The 16286-nt window shown below is 57.4% G+C and carries 14 protein-coding genes; 7 read left to right on the top strand and 7 right to left on the bottom strand.

Annotation, left to right across the window (positions count from 1 at the left end; genetic code table 11):
• Positions 1-139: 139 nt before the first annotated feature.
• From rplT to L972_RS02170, 5 genes are all read right to left on the bottom strand, one after another.
• The gene (gene rplT / locus L972_RS02190; RefSeq protein ID WP_005336687.1) at positions 140-496 is read right to left on the bottom strand and encodes a 50S ribosomal protein L20; all 357 of its coding nucleotides are present in this window, start codon (positions 494-496) and stop codon (positions 140-142) included.
• A 15-nt stretch (positions 497-511) separates the two neighbouring features.
• Positions 512-709 (bottom strand): 50S ribosomal protein L35, encoded by a 198-nt coding sequence (rpmI, locus tag L972_RS02185; RefSeq protein WP_005336688.1) that lies wholly within the window; start codon positions 707-709, stop codon positions 512-514.
• A gap of 86 nt (positions 710-795) precedes the next feature.
• On the bottom strand, positions 796-1326 hold the full coding sequence (infC, locus tag L972_RS02180; protein WP_196783562.1) for a translation initiation factor IF-3: 531 nt from the start codon (positions 1324-1326) through the stop codon (positions 796-798).
• 21 nt (positions 1327-1347) lie between these two features.
• Entirely contained in the window at positions 1348-3276 is a 1929-nt protein-coding gene (gene thrS, locus L972_RS02175) for a threonine--tRNA ligase (protein WP_047434972.1), read from the bottom strand.
• Positions 3277-3508: 232 nt separating this feature from the next.
• The gene (locus L972_RS02170) at positions 3509-4096 is read right to left on the bottom strand and encodes a tetratricopeptide repeat protein (protein ID WP_047434969.1); all 588 of its coding nucleotides are present in this window, start codon (positions 4094-4096) and stop codon (positions 3509-3511) included.
• 173 nt (positions 4097-4269) lie between these two features.
• On the opposite strand from L972_RS02170, the gene L972_RS02165 reads away from it, so the two are divergent.
• The gene (locus L972_RS02165) at positions 4270-5325 is read left to right on the top strand and encodes a PA0069 family radical SAM protein (RefSeq protein ID WP_047434966.1); all 1056 of its coding nucleotides are present in this window, start codon (positions 4270-4272) and stop codon (positions 5323-5325) included.
• 179 nt (positions 5326-5504) lie between these two features.
• On the opposite strand, the gene L972_RS21605 is transcribed toward L972_RS02165, so the two are convergent.
• Positions 5505-5660, bottom strand: a complete 156-nt coding sequence (locus L972_RS21605) for a hypothetical protein (protein WP_005336695.1) — start codon at positions 5658-5660, stop codon at positions 5505-5507.
• A gap of 262 nt (positions 5661-5922) precedes the next feature.
• Here L972_RS21605 and L972_RS02160 point away from each other — a divergent pair, with 262 nt between their 5' ends.
• Positions 5923-7320: an alpha-amylase family protein gene (locus tag L972_RS02160; protein WP_047434963.1), complete on the top strand. Its 1398-nt coding sequence runs from the start codon at positions 5923-5925 to the stop codon at positions 7318-7320.
• A 107-nt stretch (positions 7321-7427) separates the two neighbouring features.
• Here the strand turns inward: L972_RS02160 and gyrA are convergent, their stop codons facing one another.
• Positions 7428-10175, bottom strand: coding sequence for a DNA topoisomerase (ATP-hydrolyzing) subunit A (gene gyrA, locus L972_RS02155; protein WP_047434960.1), 2748 nt, complete (start codon positions 10173-10175; stop codon positions 7428-7430).
• A 198-nt stretch (positions 10176-10373) separates the two neighbouring features.
• On the opposite strand from gyrA, the gene ubiG reads away from it, so the two are divergent.
• The 5 genes from ubiG (at position 10374) to yfaE (ending at position 16210) form a co-directional block, all read left to right on the top strand.
• Positions 10374-11090: a bifunctional 2-polyprenyl-6-hydroxyphenol methylase/3-demethylubiquinol 3-O-methyltransferase UbiG gene (ubiG, locus tag L972_RS02150; protein WP_042053701.1), complete on the top strand. Its 717-nt coding sequence runs from the start codon at positions 10374-10376 to the stop codon at positions 11088-11090.
• A complete protein-coding gene (locus L972_RS02145) occupies positions 11090-11785 on the top strand; it encodes an HAD family hydrolase (RefSeq protein WP_047434956.1) in 696 nt (231 codons plus the stop codon). Before ubiG ends, L972_RS02145 begins: the two co-directional genes overlap by 1 nt.
• Positions 11786-12408: 623 nt before the next feature.
• Positions 12409-14676, top strand: a complete 2268-nt coding sequence (gene nrdA, locus L972_RS02140) for a class 1a ribonucleoside-diphosphate reductase subunit alpha (protein WP_047434953.1) — start codon at positions 12409-12411, stop codon at positions 14674-14676.
• Positions 14677-14756: 80 nt separating this feature from the next.
• On the top strand, positions 14757-15890 hold the full coding sequence (gene nrdB / locus L972_RS02135; RefSeq protein ID WP_005336708.1) for a class Ia ribonucleoside-diphosphate reductase subunit beta: 1134 nt from the start codon (positions 14757-14759) through the stop codon (positions 15888-15890).
• Positions 15887-16210 (top strand): class I ribonucleotide reductase maintenance protein YfaE, encoded by a 324-nt coding sequence (gene yfaE, locus L972_RS02130; RefSeq protein ID WP_005360644.1) that lies wholly within the window; start codon positions 15887-15889, stop codon positions 16208-16210. Before nrdB ends, yfaE begins: the two co-directional genes overlap by 4 nt.
• Positions 16211-16286 lie beyond the last annotated feature (76 nt).

The raw sequence follows: 16286 nt of genomic DNA, 5'->3' as shown, positions 1-16286 counted from the left end.
TGTATGGAGAAAACTGTAGCGCGTGTAAAACAGTGGACAGAATATGGATGGGAGAAAGGGAAAAGTAATGTGAAACCGTGAATGACAAACACAAAAAAGGAGGCCTGAGCCTCCTTTTAGCGTTTATAACAGAACTGGATTAAACCAGAGCTGCTTTAGCTTTTTCAACCAGGGCGGTGAAAGCCATTTTGTCGTGAACGGCGATATCGGACAGGATCTTACGATCGATCTCGATAGAAGCCTTCTTCAGACCGTTGATCAGACGGCTGTAGGACAGACCGTTCTGACGGGCTGCAGCGTTGATACGCGCAATCCACAGCTGACGGAACTGACGCTTTTTCTGGCGACGGTCACGGTAGGCATACTGACCAGCTTTGGTTACCGCTTGTACCGCTACGCGGTAAACACGGGAACGGGCGCCGTAGTAACCTTTGGCGGCTTTCATTACTTTCTTGTGACGAGCTCGAGCAGTCACACCACGTTTAACTCTTGGCATTTTTCACATCCCCCCTTATGCGTACGGCAGACAAGCGACAACACGTTTGTGGTCGGCAGCAGAAACCATGAATTTCGGCCCCAGCTGACGCTTACGCTTGCTGCTCTTCTTGGTCAGGATGTGACGCAGGTGGTTGTGCTTGCACTTGAAGCGACCCGAGCCAGTCTTCTTGAAGCGCTTTGCAGCACCCCGGTTGGTTTTCATCTTCGGCATTTCATACTCCGCATTGTGAGTGACAACAAAATCGCAAGGCGAACCAACTCATGGGGCAAGCCCCATGAGTCAATTTCTTGTGGGCCTTAAGATTTCTTCTTAGGTGCGAGGACCATCACAGCTTGACGGCCTTCGACTTTCGGGAACGACTCGACTACGGCCAACTCTTCCAGATCGTTCTTGACGCGCTCCAGAACCTTGATACCAAGATCCTGGTGGGCCATTTCACGACCACGGAAGCGCAGGGTGACCTTAGCCTTGTCCCCGTCTTCCAGAAAGCGAACCAGGTTGCGTAGTTTTACCTGATAGTCGCCTTCGTCAGTGCCAGGACGGAATTTGATTTCCTTAACCTGGACGACTTTCTGCTTTTTCTTCTGTTCTTTGGTTGTTTTGCTCTTTTCGTAGAGGAATTTGCCGTAATCCATGATCCGGCAAACGGGCGGCTCAGCATTTGGACTGATCTCTACCAGATCAACTCCGGCCTCTGCGGCCAAGTTCAGAGCATCCTGAATGGAGGTAATGCCAATGGCTTCACCATCCAGACCAGTCAGACGAACTTCTTTCAGACGGATCTCTTCATTGATCCGGTGAGCGCGGGCTTGCGGTTGCTTGCCCAGTTTTTTTCCGCCTTTTATAGCTTATTCCTCCACTTTCTTTTGTCCGCGGGTCTGAACTTCCTGGGTCAACAGAGCGATGAACTCTTCAACAGGATAAGTGCCCAGGTCAGCCCCTTTACGAGTCCGTACTGCAATCTTACCGGCTTCAACTTCTTTATCGCCGCAGACCAGCATGAAAGGTACTCGCTTCAAAGTATGCTCGCGGATTTTAAAGCCAATCTTCTCATTTCTCAAGTCCGCTTTTGCGCGAAGGCCCGCATCATTCAATGCTTTGGCTACTTTCACCGCATAATCGGCCTGATTGTCCGTGATATTCATGACCACAGCCTGAGTCGGTGCCAACCAGGTCGGGAACAGACCGGCGTACTCTTCAGTCAGAATACCGATGAAGCGCTCGATAGAACCCAAGATGGCCCGGTGGATCATCACAGGTACATGGCGATCGTTGTTTTCGCCCACATAAGTGGCACCCAGACGACCAGGCAGGGCAAAGTCGAGCTGCACGGTACCACATTGCCACGCACGATCAAGGCAATCGTGCAGGGTAAATTCAATTTTGGGACCGTAGAACGCCCCTTCACCCGGCTGCAGATCGTACTTCAGACCGTTGAGTTCCAGCGCTTCGGCCAGTGCTTTCTCGGCGCGATCCCACATCTCGTCGGAGCCGATACGCTGCTCGGGACGAGTGGAGAGCTTGACCACGATGTTCTCGAAGCCAAAGGTACCGTAGACGTCATAGACCATACGAATACAGCCGGAGACCTCTTCCATGATCTGCTCTTCGGTACAGAAGATGTGAGCGTCATCCTGAGTGAAGCCGCGCACCCGCATCAGACCGTGAAGGGAACCGGACGGCTCGTTGCGGTGGCAGGAACCAAACTCGGCCATACGCAGCGGCAGATCGCGGTAGGACTTCAGACCCTGGTTGAAGATCTGGACGTGACCCGGGCAGTTCATCGGCTTGATGGCGTACTCGCGGTTTTCGGACTGGGTAGTGAACATGGCCTGGGCGTATTTCTCCCAGTGACCTGAACGCTCCCACAGAACGCGGTCCATCATGAACGGACCTTTCACTTCCTGATAGTCGTACTCTTTGAGCTTGCCGCGGATAAAGGTTTCCAGCTCACGGAAGATGGTCCAGCCATCGTTGTGCCAGAACACCATACCGGGTGCTTCTTCCTGCATGTGATACAGGTCGAGCTGCTTGCCAATCTTGCGGTGGTCGCGCTTGGCTGCCTCCTCTAGGCGCTGCAGATAGGCCTTGAGCTGCTTCTTGTCAGCCCAGGCGGTACCGTAGATACGCTGCAGCATCTTATTGTTGGAGTCGCCACGCCAGTAGGCGCCGGACATCTTCAGCAACTTGAAGTGGTGGCAGTGACGCATGTTGGGCACGTGCGGGCCGCGACACATGTCGATGTACTCTTCGTGATGATAGAGACCTGGCTGGTCATCACGGGCAATGTTCTGATCCAGGATTTCGACTTTGTAAGACTCGCCGCGCGCCTCGAATACATTGCGCGCTTCTTGCCAGGAGACTTTCTTCTTGATGACGTCGTAATCCTTGGCTACCAGCGCCAGCATGCGCTCTTCCAGGGCAGCCAGATCTTCATCGGTCAGGGTACGGTCAAGATCAACGTCATAGTAGAAGCCGTTGTCGATGACAGGACCGATGGCCATCTTGGTCTGGGGCCAAAGTTGCTTGATAGCATGACCCAGCAAGTGGGCGCAGGAGTGGCGCAGGATGTCCAGACCTTCTTCGTCTTTGGCGGTGATGATAGCCAGCGCAGCATCGGCTTCGATCAGCTCGCACGCATCCACCAGTTCACCGTTTACCCGACCGGCAATGCACGCCTTGGCGAGACCGGGACCGATGTCCGCAGCCACATCCATGACGGAAACAGAGTGGGCAAATTGACGTTGGCTGCCGTCAGGCAGAGTAATGATTGGCATTATGTGTTTCCTTATACAGTGGTGACCCCTACCAAAGGTCACATGCGGGATGGAAAAGAGATTCAAAAAGGTGATGTTTTGGTTCTCCACAGCACTTTGCGAAGACGGCCTGACACGTAAACCACATGTCTAACGTGACAAACCAAGCCAAAACGGCCCCATGCTACCAGAAGTCGGGCGTGCTGTATCGGATTTGCAGATATTTTCTACAGTCAAATGAGTCGCCTGCCGACTATTCGCCAAGCAGGGATTGCCAGTTGAAGTCAAAGTCACTGCTCCCCTCTTCTGCCAGCGCCAGCTCTTGCAGCACCTGAAGCGCCAGCTTGTTGCCCTTTTGTGCTGCCTGATAGAGCCACTGTTTCGCCTGAGGCAAATCGACCCTGCCGCTGACCCCCATCAGATGAAGGACGCCGACTTTCAGCATGGCCGGGACGTCACCGTTACGGGCTGCCTGATCCATCCACTGAAAGGCTTGGCGCAGATCTCGCTCGACCCCGACACCGCGCAGATAGAGCTCTGCCAGCCGGTATTGGCCGAAGGGATCCCCTGCCTGCGCCGACTGCAGATAGAAGCTGATGGCCTGATGGATATCCTGCTCGCTCCCCTGCCCCACCTCATGGCTCCAGCCCATCAAGGCTTGCGCCCGGGGTTGCCCCTGCGCCGCCAGTGGCAACCAGATCCGGGTCGCCTCATCGAAGTGACCGGTACGCCAGGCACGGTTGGCAGCAGCCATCTCCTGCTCGGTAGAGAGCGGAAGCAGACGCCAGATAACGAGGGCAAGCAGACAGATAAATGGCCAACGGGAAGTGGTGGGACTCATGATGATTTCCGTGATCCAGTTCTCATTTCATCTATGTAAACGAAATGTAGCGCCGCAATCAAGCAAGAGATCCCTGCAACAACCCTTTTTGCACCCGGTCGCTCAGCAGTAGTTGTCATTTATCCGGGGCACCTGCAAAATAACTGTATGTATAAACAGTATTGGTGCGCACCATGGCAGGACGAGGCAGCCCCCACAATATCGATCACCGTTTTAGCGGTCCCCTTGTCGAAGCGGTCGATGATGGCTGGCAATCGTCCGATTGGGATGCAGCTTTCACTCCTTCTGTGCCTGGCACCGAGGTGCGGGAGATCGATGCACGCAGCATCATCAGCTACAACAGCTCGCCGGATGTCCCCTTTGGTCGCTCCATCAACCCCTATCAGGGGTGCGAACACGGCTGCATCTACTGCTATGCCAGACCCAGCCATGCCTATCTGGAGCTCTCCCCCGGCCTCGATTTCGAGAGCAAGCTGTTTGCCAAACGCAATGCAGCCGACCTGCTGCGCCGGGAGTTTGCCAAACCAGCCTATCAGCCACAGACCATCTTCATTGGCGCCAATACCGACCCCTATCAACCCATCGAGCAGCGCTATCGCCTCACCCGGCAGTTGCTGGAAGTGATGCTGGCCCACCGCCATCCGGTCGGGCTAATTACCAAGAGCGCCATGATCTTGCGCGACCTCGATCTGTTGACCGAGCTGGCCAGAGAGGGACTGTGTCAGGTGATGGTGTCGGTGACGACCTTGAACGAAACCCTGCGCCGACAGCTGGAGCCCCGCGCCAGCACGGGTGCAGGCCGCTTGAAAGTGATCGAGAAGCTGGCCAACGCTGGCGTGCAGGTGGGGGTACTGGCCGCCCCCATGATCCCGCGGCTCAATGAACCGGAGCTGGAGCAGATCATCAAATCGGCTGCTGAGGCTGGCGCCAGTTGCGCCGATTACATCCTGCTGCGCCTGCCCCACGAGCTGGCGCCGCTATTTGATGACTGGCTCGATACCCACTATCCGGGCCAGAAGGAGGCTATTTTGAATCAGTTGCGAGCCAGCCGCGATGGCGGGCTCAACAGTACCGCCTTCGGTACCCGCATGCGCGGTGAGGGGCACTTTGCCGATCTGCTGGCCCAGCGCTTTCGCCTTATCAGCAAGCGCCTTGATCTGGGCAAACGCCATATTCAGCTCAGGCTTGATGGGTTTATCCGCCCCGGGGAGCAGCTGTCGCTCTTCTAATCCCCCCTTTTACGCCCTGCATACATCAGATGCACAACCCTTGCCTGCCAAGAGGTTGAGAGGAAAGCCTGTCGCGACACATCCTGTGGAAACCCCGCTTTCCCAATTTTCCAAATTGGCCAACGAAGTAGCCATGTCGCGACAAGAAAGCGCTACCCGGTAAAGACCGTGCTAACGCCTTAGCCTGCGCGCTGATCCCGACCCTGTTGCACCATTTCAACCGGCAGCCGCGAGGGTTCATGGGCCACTTCGTGCTCATCCTCTTCATACTGCGGCACCTCTGACTCGCCCCATACCCGGCTCCACCAAATTTCCCACGTGATCCAACTGGTCATATGCAGCTCCCGACGGTGAAGGTGATGGCAACAACGCACCACTCGCCCGGCAGGATAGCGGCTGGGAATGACAGGGAAATGACAAAAAAATCACTTGTAAAAAGGCAACTGGCCGTGACAAGGAAAAGCCGAAATAGCTCACATAATCGGCGAAATCATCCTGAAAGCGGTCACAAATCTGCAGGTTGTGGATTGCAGCACATTCTGTTCCCGCCAAAGCTGGGTTGCCCATTCAGGCATCTATAAAAACAGGGACACAATAATGAAACACACAGCGGGAATATGGGCGATCGCAGGCATGCTGATCGCCCCCTTGGCGCACGCCGACGTCATACTGCACGCCTTCAACTGGAAGTACAGTGAAGTGACCGCCAAAGCCGACCTTATCAAGTCGGCCGGTTACAAACAGGTACTCATCTCGCCGCCTCTCAAGTCATCAGGCAACGAATGGTGGGCCCGTTACCAGCCGCAGGATCTGCGCCTTGTCGACTCCCCTCTTGGCAACAAGCAGGATCTCGAGCAGCTGATCGCCGCCATGAAGGCACGTGGCATCGCCGTCTATGCCGATGTGGTGCTCAACCACATGGCCAACGAAAGCTGGAAACGCCAAGACCTCAACTATCCCGGCAACGAGCTGTTGCAAAGCTACGCCAGCAACCCGGCCTATTTCGAGCGCCAGAAACTGTTTGGCGATCTGGGGCAAAACTTCCTCTCCGGTCAGGATTTTCATCCGGAAGGGTGCATCAGCGACTGGAGCGATCCGGGTCATGTCCAGTATTGGCGACTCTGTGGCAGTGCCGGTGACAAGGGGCTGCCGGATCTGGATCCCAACAACTGGGTAGTGATCCAGCAACAGGCCTATCTCAAGGCGCTCAAGGGGATGGGGATCAAGGGTTTCCGGGTCGATGCGGTCAAACACATGAGCGATTACCAGATCAATGCCGTGTTCACCCCCGAAATCAAACAGGGGATGCACGTGTTTGGCGAGGTGATCACCACTGGGGGCGCAGGCAGCACCGATTACGAGCGCTTTCTCAAACCCTACCTCGACAGTAGCGGTCAGGGAGCCTATGACTTTCCGCTCTTTGCCTCCCTGCGTGGCGCGCTGGGGTATGGCGGCAGCATGAACCTGCTGGCGGATCCTGGCGCCTACGGTCAGGCACTACCGGGCAGTCGCGCCGTCACCTTTGCCGTGACCCACGACATTCCCACCAACGACGGCTTCCGCTATCAGATCTTAAGCCAGACTGATGAGAAGCTGGCCTATACCTACCTGCTCGGCCGCGATGGTGGCTCGCCGCTGGTCTATTCGGATCACGGCGAGACCCAGGCCAAGGATGGACTGCGCTGGCAGGATTACTACCAGCGCGCCGATCTCAAGGGGATGATCCGCTTCCACAATGCGGTGCAGGGTCAACCCATGCAGTTGATCGGCAGCGGTGACTGCTTCGTGCTGTTCAAACGGGGCAAACAGGGGCTGGTCGGCATCAACAAGTGCGACTATGAGCAGGAGTATTGGCTCGATACCGCCAAATTCGAGATGAACTGGTATCGCAACTATCGTGACGTGCTCGACCAAGGCGCCGTGGTCAACGTGCAGAGCCAGTGGGTACGGGTCACCATTCCCGCCCGCAGCGCCAGAATGTGGTTGCAGGAGTGATCCAGCCATAAGATCAGCGGAGAGTCATAAAAAGCAGACAAATAAAAAGAGCGACCACCAGGGTCGCTCTTTTTGCTCAGAGACGTTGCTCGGGTAACCGGTGACGATTACTCGTCGCCCGCTTCCCCAGCATCGACCGCATCAGTGCCGGTCGCGGTATCGGTACCTTCAGATACCTCACCGTCAACGGCCAGCGCGTCGTTCTCGTCTTCGTCGCTCTCGGCGATGCGCTGCAGACCGACTACGGTCTCGTCTTCACCGGTACGGATCAGACGGACACCGCCGGTGTTACGGCCAATGACGCTCACCTCGGCAACACGGGTACGCACCAGAGTACCGCCGTTGGTGATCAGCATGATCTGGTCGGTATCTTCGACCTGGATCGCATCGATCACCTTGCCATTACGCTCATCCACCTTGATGGAGATAACGCCCTGGGTACCACGGCTCTTGGTCGGGTATTCGGCCAACGCAGTCCGCTTGCCGTAACCGTTCTCGGTGGCGGTGAGGATGGCACCTTCGCCGCGCGGAACGATGAGGGAAACCACCTTGTCACCGGCGCCCAGCTTGATGCCACGGACACCGGCTGCGGTACGACCCATGGGACGCACACCCTTGAAGGTACCCTTGCTTTCGGTGCCTTCGCCGTTGTCGCTGCCATCATCGTCGTTGCCGGCATCGTCGTCGGTTTCAACGTCATCGCTGACATCGGCATCAGTGCGACCGCTGCCTTCCGCGAAGCGAACGACTTTGCCCGCGTCGGAGAAGAGCATGATCTCGTTGCTGCCATCGGTGATATCCACCCCGATCAGCTCATCACCCTCTTTGAGGTTGATGGCACGAATACCGGAGGAGAGCGGACGGCTGAAGTCGGAGAGGCTGGTCTTCTTCACGGTACCGTTGGCGGTGGCGAAGAACACATACTTCTCGGCGTCATATTCCTTCACCGGCAAGATAGCGGTGATACGCTCACCCTCTTCCAGCGGCAGCAGGTTGATGATCGGACGACCACGGGCGCCACGGGACGCTTCCGGCAGCTGGTAAACCTTGAGCCAGTAGACCTTGCCACGGGTGGAGAAGCACAGAATGGTGTCGTGGGTGTTGGCCACCAGCAGACGCTCCACAAAGTCCTCTTCCTTGATCCGGGTGGCCGACTTGCCACGACCGCCGCGGCGCTGGGCCTCGTAGTCGGAGAGCGGCTGATACTTCACATAGCCCTGGTGAGACAGGGTAACCACCACATCTTCCGGGGTGATCAGATCTTCGATGTTGATCTCGGCACTGGACATGCTGATCTCGGTGCGACGCTCGTCGCCATACTGCTCGCGCACAGCCAGCAGTTCATCGCGGATCACTTCCATCAGACGAGCCGGGCTCGCCAGGATGTGCAGCAGCTCGGCGATCAGATCCAGCAGAGATTGGTACTCTTCCAGGATCTTCTCGTGCTCGAGGCCGGTCAGCTTGTGCAGACGCAGGTCAAGGATGGCCTGGGCTTGCTGTTCGGTCAGGAAGTATTGACCTTCACGGATACCGAACTCGGGCTCCAGCCACTCTGGCCGTGCCGCGTCGTCGCCCGCTTTTTCCAGCATGGCGGCCACGTTGCCGAGTTCCCAGCCCTTGGCAACCAGCCCCGCTTTCGCGTCGGCCGGGGTCGCGCTGTGGCGGATCAGCTCGATGATGGGATCGATGTTGGCCAGCGCAACCGCCAGACCTTCCAAAATGTGCGCCCGATCCCGCGCCTTGCGCAATTCGAACACGGTCCGGCGAGTCACCACTTCACGGCGGTGCAGCAGGAACGCATCCAGGATCTCTTTAAGGTTCATCACCTTGGGCTGGTTGTTATCGAGCGCCACCATGTTGATGCCGAATGTGGTCTGCATCTGGGTGTGCTTGTAGAGATTGTTCAGCACAATCTCGCCGGACTCACCGCGCTTGATCTCGATAACGATGCGCATGCCGTCTTTGTCAGACTCATCGCGCAGGGCACTGATGCCCTCGATCTTCTTCTCTTTGACCAGCTCGGCGATCTTCTCGATCAGTCGAGCCTTGTTCACCTGATAGGGGATCTCGTGAACGATGATGGTCTCGCGACTGGTCTTCTCGTCCACTTCCACTTCAGCTTTGGCCCGCACATAGATGGAGCCACGACCGGTACGGTACGCCTGCACGATGCCGGAACGACCGTTGATAATGCCGCCGGTGGGGAAATCCGGGCCGGTGATGTAGGTCATCAGCTCGTCAATGGTGAGGTCACCGTTTTCGATCAGCGCCAGGCAGCCATTGACAATCTCGGTGAGGTTGTGAGGCGGAATGTTGGTCGCCATGCCCACCGCGATACCGGAGGAGCCGTTGACCAGCAGGTTGGGAACCTTGGTAGGCATGACAGCCGGGATCATCTCGGTGCCGTCATAGTTCGGCACCCAGTCCACGGTCTCTTTGTCCAGATCAGCCAGCAGCTCGTGGGAGATGCGGGCCATCCGCACTTCGGTGTAACGCATGGCCGCGGCGCTGTCGCCGTCGACTGAACCGAAGTTGCCCTGACCATCGACCAGCATGTAACGCATGGAGAAATCCTGCGCCATCCGGACAATGGTGTCATACACAGCGATATCGCCGTGCGGGTGATATTTACCGATTACGTCACCGACCACACGGGCCGATTTTTTATAGGGCTTGTTCCAGTCGTTCCCCAACTCGTTCATAGCAAACAGAACGCGGCGGTGAACCGGTTTCAAGCCATCACGCACATCCGGCAGAGCTCGTCCTACGATCACGCTCATGGCGTAATCAAGATAGGAACTCTTGAGCTCTTCTTCGATGTTGACCGGCGTGATCTCTCTGGCCAGATCGCTCATAGAAAGCCTTATCCCTAATTAGTTGTTCTTTGGCTTAAACAGCGTGACATGGTAACACACTGAGCCAAATACCTTAAGCCACAAATCGGGTATCAGATCGGGCTGGTGTGACAAAGTCCGTCCGTTATAATGCCCGCCAGGACAATAGATTGCGCCCATGACTCAGAAGCGGGCGCCCTGCCACAGGATCTTCGAAAAATGAACAGTGATGCCAATGTCGATCTGACAGAAATCGCCAAGTTTGAAGCCATCGCCTCCCGCTGGTGGGACATGGAAGGTGAATTCAAACCCCTGCATCAAATCAATCCGGTACGCCTTGACTGGATCACCGACAAAAGTGGCGGTCTGTTTGGCAAGCGCATTCTCGATATCGGCTGCGGTGGTGGCATCCTCTCCGAGAGCATGGCCCGCCGTGGCGCCAGGGTCACCGGCATCGACATGGGCAAGGAACCCCTCGGCGTCGCCCGCCTGCACGCCCTTGAGCAGGGTGTCGAGCTCGAGTACCGCCAGATCACTGCCGAAGCCCATGCCGCCGAAGTACCGGGCCAGTATGATGTGGTCACCTGCATGGAGATGCTGGAGCATGTGCCGGACCCCGCCTCCGTGCTGCGCGCCATCGCCACCTTAGTGCGCCCGGGCGGCCGGGTGTTCGTCTCCACCATCAACCGCAACCCCAAATCCTATCTGATGATGATCATCGGGGCCGAATACCTGATGAAGATGGTGCCCAAGGGTACCCACGATCACAAAAAATTCATCACCCCGGCCGAACTGTGTCGCATGGGGGAAGCAGCTGGCCTGCTGGTGCGGGACATGAGCGGCGTCCACTACGCCCCCCTCACCAACCAGTTCAAGCTCGGCAAGAATGTCGACGTCAACTATATGGTGGAGTTTGTCCGCCCGGAGCACGGTTGATGAGTGCCTCTCACCCTCTGCCCCTGCGCGGTGTGCTGTTCGATCTGGACGGCACCCTGCTCGACACCGCCCCGGATCTGGGGGCCGCCGTCAACCATGTACTGATCAGCGAAGGCTTTGCGCCGCTCTCTGACGACATCATTCGTCAGACCACCTCCCACGGAGCGCTCGGGCTGCTGAAAGCGGGCCTCGGCGATGAACTGCTCGAAGAGCTGGGGGCCACGCGCCTGCGCAATGCCCTACTCGACTACTACGCGGCCAATCTCTGCGTCGGTACCCGCCCCTATGAGGGAATGGTGGATCTAATCGAGTGGCTCGACGAGAAACAGCTCCCCTGGGGCATCGTCACCAACAAGCCGGGCTTTCTCACCGAGCCGCTGCTGGCAGCCCTGCCACAGCTCGCCAGTTGCGGCGTCACTGTCAGTGCCGACACCCTGCCGGTACGCAAGCCCGACCCCGCCCCCATGTTCTTTGCTTGTGAGAAGCTGGGGGTCGAAGCAGCTCACTGCCTCTATGTGGGGGATCATGTGCGGGATATCGAAGCGGGCCGCAACGCCGGCATGCGCACCGCGGTCGCTGGCTGGGGCTATCTCAATGATGAGGAAGATCCCGCCCAGTGGGGCGCCGATCTGCACTTTGATACCGTGCAAGCCCTGCACCACTGGCTGCGCTATGAGTTGACGGCCAAGGCGTAACGCGCAGCCTTACCGGCTGATATGCGATAACGGGGCGAAGAGACTCTTCGCCCCTTGCATCTCTTACTTTACGCTCCTGCGTCCTGCGCCACCATCACGCCTCTATTCATGGATAATAAAGGCAGCTTTCTGCCTGTTGGATACCCATTTGACAAGCTCACAGCCGTCACAAAGCAGCCACAAACCACCGTCATCTGATGCAAAGCCCTTGCCACGCTGAGCCCGCGGCTGCGACAACTGGACAGCTTTTGACCCTTGTTGCATAAGGGATAATCAGCCGCCGTTTGCTAGTAAAAAGCCCCCCGTTTCGCAAGCAAAAAAAGTTATTTAAATTTTCCATCTTCGATCGGGAGACTTGCATTTAGCGGAGCGGACGAATGAAAACCCGCTCACTGTGAGCGGTCACTAACTGATGGGGCAAGACTCACAATTTATCCACAGCTCGTCACTTATCCACACATTGCAATGGCGGGCTGACCTCACTATCTTGTAGCTCGAACTTAAAATAACACTACATCTTGTGATTCATCGCACAATCTCTACCCAACTCCCGCACACCGTCGGGGCCAGGGTGGCACCATTGTGCGATGGTTTTTCGGGAATCAACTGAAGGTCATCAGCCAATGAACTTGTTTGTGACGAAGCGTAACGGACACAAAGAACCCATCGATCTGGATAAAATTCACCGCGTGCTGGACTGGGCCGCCGAAGGGCTCGACAACGTGTCGGTCTCCCAGGTAGAGCTCAAATCCCACATCCAGTTCTATGACGGTATCCGTACCGCCGACATTCACGAAACCATCATCAAGGCGACGGCTGACCTCATCTCCGAGCAGACCCCGGACTACCAGTACATGGCCGCCCGTCTGGCCATCTTCCACCTGCGCAAGAAGGCCTACGGCCAGTTCGAACCGCCCCACCTCTACCAGCACGTGGCTCGTCTGGTGGACATGGGCAAGTACGACAAGCACCTGCTGGAAGACTACAGCCAGGCCGAATTCGAAGAGCTGAACACCCATCTGGATCACTGGCGCGACATGGATTTCTCCTACGCGGCAGTCAAACAGCTGGAAGGCAAATATCTGGTCCAGAACCGCGTTACCGGCGAGATCTACGAGAGCCCGCAGTTCCTCTATATGCTGGTTGCGGCCTGCCTCTTCTCCAAGTATCCGAAAGATACCCGTCTGGACTACATCAAGCGCTTCTATGATGCAGTCTCGACCTTCAAGATCTCCCTGCCGACCCCGATCATGAGCGGCGTGCGCACCCCGACCCGTCAGTTCAGCTCCTGCGTACTGATCGAATGCGACGACAGCCTGGACTCCATCAACGCCACCGCCAGCTCCATCGTGCGTTACGTTTCCCAGCGCGCCGGTATCGGCATCAACGCCGGTCGCATCCGCGGCCTGGGCAGCCCTATCCGTGGCGGCGAAGCGTTCCACACCGGTTGCATTCCTTTCTACAAATACTTCCAGACTGCCGTGAAGTGCTGCTCCCAGGGCGGCGTGCGCGGCGGTGCGGCCACCCTGTTCTACCCGCTGTGGCACACCGAAGTGGAAAGCCTGCTGGTACTGAAGAACAACCGCGGCGTGGAAGAGAACCGTGTTCGTCACATGGACTACGGCGTGCAGATCAACAAGCTGATGTACCAGCGCCTCATCAAGGGCGGTGACATCACTCTGTTCTCCCCGTCTGATGCGCCGGGTCTGTACGATGCCTTCTTTGCCGATCAGGACAAGTTCGAAGAGCTCTACGTCAAGTACGAGCAGGATCCGGCCATTCGCAAGAAGACCCTGAAAGCGGTAGACCTCTTCTCCCTGATGATGCAGGAGCGTGCCGGTACCGGTCGCATCTACATTCAGAACGTCGATCACTGCAACACCCACAGCCCATTCGACCCGAGTGTGGCGCCGGTACGCCAGTCCAACCTCTGCCTCGAGATTGCGCTGCCGACCAAGCCGCTCAACAACATCGACGACGAGAGTGGCGAAATCGCCCTGTGCACCCTCTCCGCCTTCAACCTCGGTGCCATCGAGAAGCTGGAAGATCTGGAAGAGATGGCCGATCTGGCCGTGCGTGCCCTCGACGCCCTGCTCGACTATCAGGACTACCCGATTGCCGCCGCCAAGAAGGGCAGCATGGGTCGTCGCACCCTGGGGATCGGCGTCATCAACTACGCCTACTACCTGGCCAAAAACGGTGCCCGCTACTCTGACGGCTCCGGTCTGGCCCTGACCCACCGTACCTTCGAGGCCATTCAGTACTACCTGCTGAAAGCCTCCGTGCAGTTGGCCCGCGAGTTCGGCCCCTGCCCGCTGTTTGGCGAGACCACTTATGCCCAGGGCATCCTGCCCATCGACACCTACAAGAAGGATCTGGATGCGCTGTGTAACGAGCCGCTGCATCTGGATTGGGAAAGTCTGCGTTCCGATATCAAGTCCGTGGGCTTGCGTAACTCCACCCTGACCGCCCTGATGCCGAGCGAGACCTCCAGCCAGATCTCCAACGCCACCAACGGCATCGAGCCGCCACGCGGTCTGGTGTCGGTCAAGGCCTCCAAAGACGGCATTCTCAAACAGGTGGTGCCCGAGTATGATCGCCTGAAAGATCAATACGAATTGCTCTGGAAGCAACCGAGCGTTGACGGCTACCTGCAGCTGGTCGGTATCATGCAGAAGTTTGTGGATCAGGCGATCTCCGCCAACACCAACTACGACCCTGCCCGTTTCGAAGGCAACAAGGTCCCGATGAAACAGCTGCTCAAGGACTTGCTGACCGCCTACAAATACGGCCTCAAGACCCTGTACTATCACAACACCCGTGATGGTGCAGACGATGCCCAGACCGACCTGCAAGATGACGGTTGTGCTGGCGGGGCTTGCAAAATCTAAGTCACGGCAAGAACTGATAACCGGGCGGGAGCGACAAGCTCCCGCTCTCCTGTTTTCTCTATTCACATATTCTGGTAACCATGGCCTATTCAACTTTCTGCCAAACCCAAAACGACCAGCTCAAAGAGCCGATGTTTTTTGGCCAATCGGTCAACGTAGCCCGTTATGATCAACAAAAGCACGAAGTGTTCGAGCGGCTGATCGAGAAGCAGCTCTCCTTCTTCTGGCGCCCGGAAGAGGTGGATGTCTCCCGTGATCGCATCGACTATCAGGCCCTGCCGCCCCACGAGCAGCACATTTTCATCTCCAACCTGAAGTACCAAACCCTGCTGGACTCCATTCAGGGCCGCAGCCCCAACGTGGCCCTACTGCCGCTGGTCTCCATTCCGGAGTTGGAAACCTGGATTGAGACCTGGGCCTTCTCCGAGACCATCCACTCTCGCTCCTACACCCATATCATCCGCAATATCGTCAACACCCCCGCCCAGGTGTTTGACGACATCGTGACCAATGAGCAGATCCTGAAGCGCGCCGGCTCCATCAGCCACTTCTACGACGATCTGATCGAAGCGACCGCCCTCTACAACCTGCATGGTGAAGGGACCCACACCGTCGCTGGCCGCGAGGTGACCATCACCTTGCGTGAGCTCAAGAAGAAGCTCTATCTGTGCCTGATGAGCGTCAACGCGCTGGAAGCAATCCGCTTCTACGTCAGCTTCGCCTGCTCCTTTGCCTTCGCCGAGCGTGAACTGATGGAAGGCAACGCCAAGATCATCAAGATGATCGCCCGCGACGAAGCGCTGCACCTCACCGGCACCCAACACATGCTTAACCTGATGCGCACCGGCCAGGATGACCCGGAGATGGCCGAGATCGCCGCCGAGTGCGAACAGGCCTGCTTCGAGATCTTCAAGGAAGCAGCCATTCAGGAGAAAGAGTGGGCCGAGTACCTGTTCCAGGACGGCTCCATGATCGGCCTGAACAAGGACATCCTCTGCCAGTATGTGGAGTACATCACCAACCTGCGCATGAGCGCGGTCGGCCTGCAGCCAGCCTTTGCCGGCACCAAGCAGAACCCGATCCCCTGGATCAACACCTGGCTGTCATCCGACAACGTGCAGGTCGCCCCGCAAGAGGTAGAGGTCAGCTCCTATCTGGTCGGTCAGATCGACAGCGAAGTCAATGCCGACGACCTGGGTGATTTCGAGCTGTGAGTGACGCCACCAACACGCTGACCCCTGCCCCGCACGCGCCTGCCGAACAGCAAGCGGTCGTGGCACCACGGGTACATACCCGGGATGGTGCCGTGTTGCACGCCCATCCCGGCGAAAGCGTGTTGGAGACCCTAGAGCGCCATGGTCATCATGTGGAGTTCCAGTGTCGCAGCGGCTATTGCGGCGCTTGCCGCACTCCGCTGATGGCTGGCAAGGTGCACTACCCCAATGTGCCGCTGGCATTTGTCGCCCAAGGGGAGTGTCTCCCCTGCTGCTGCAAACCGGTCGGCGCCATCCGGCTGGATATCCAGAAGAGCTGACACCGCCACAGGACGGCAACTCGCAGAAAATAGAAAGCCGCCGGAGCAATCCGGCGGCTTTTTTTGTCTCTTCACA

Source organism: Aeromonas sp. ZOR0001, assembly GCF_000801015.1.
In the GTDB taxonomy this organism is placed as follows: Bacteria; Pseudomonadota; Gammaproteobacteria; order Enterobacterales; family Aeromonadaceae; genus Aeromonas; species Aeromonas veronii.
This window is presented reverse-complemented; position numbering and strand designations above follow the sequence as displayed.

Excerpts from the sequence above, each read along its gene's own strand:
- gyrA (WP_047434960.1), bottom strand. The coding sequence starts at position 10,175 with ATGAGCGATCTGGCCAGAGAGATCACGCCGGTCAACATCGAAGAAGAG.
- rplT (WP_005336687.1), bottom strand. The coding sequence starts at position 496 with ATGCCAAGAGTTAAACGTGGTGTGACTGCTCGAGCTCGTCACAAGAAA.
- rpmI (WP_005336688.1), bottom strand. The coding sequence starts at position 709 with ATGCCGAAGATGAAAACCAACCGGGGTGCTGCAAAGCGCTTCAAGAAG.
- nrdB (WP_005336708.1), top strand. The coding sequence starts at position 14,757 with ATGGCCTATTCAACTTTCTGCCAAACCCAAAACGACCAGCTCAAAGAG.
- thrS (WP_047434972.1), bottom strand. The coding sequence starts at position 3,276 with ATGCCAATCATTACTCTGCCTGACGGCAGCCAACGTCAATTTGCCCAC.
- ubiG (WP_042053701.1), top strand. The coding sequence starts at position 10,374 with ATGAACAGTGATGCCAATGTCGATCTGACAGAAATCGCCAAGTTTGAA.
- L972_RS02160 (WP_047434963.1), top strand. The coding sequence starts at position 5,923 with ATGAAACACACAGCGGGAATATGGGCGATCGCAGGCATGCTGATCGCC.
- L972_RS02165 (WP_047434966.1), top strand. The coding sequence starts at position 4,270 with ATGGCAGGACGAGGCAGCCCCCACAATATCGATCACCGTTTTAGCGGT.
- nrdA (WP_047434953.1), top strand. The coding sequence starts at position 12,409 with ATGAACTTGTTTGTGACGAAGCGTAACGGACACAAAGAACCCATCGAT.
- L972_RS21605 (WP_005336695.1), bottom strand. The coding sequence starts at position 5,660 with ATGACCAGTTGGATCACGTGGGAAATTTGGTGGAGCCGGGTATGGGGC.
- L972_RS02170 (WP_047434969.1), bottom strand. The coding sequence starts at position 4,096 with ATGAGTCCCACCACTTCCCGTTGGCCATTTATCTGTCTGCTTGCCCTC.
- L972_RS02145 (WP_047434956.1), top strand. The coding sequence starts at position 11,090 with ATGAGTGCCTCTCACCCTCTGCCCCTGCGCGGTGTGCTGTTCGATCTG.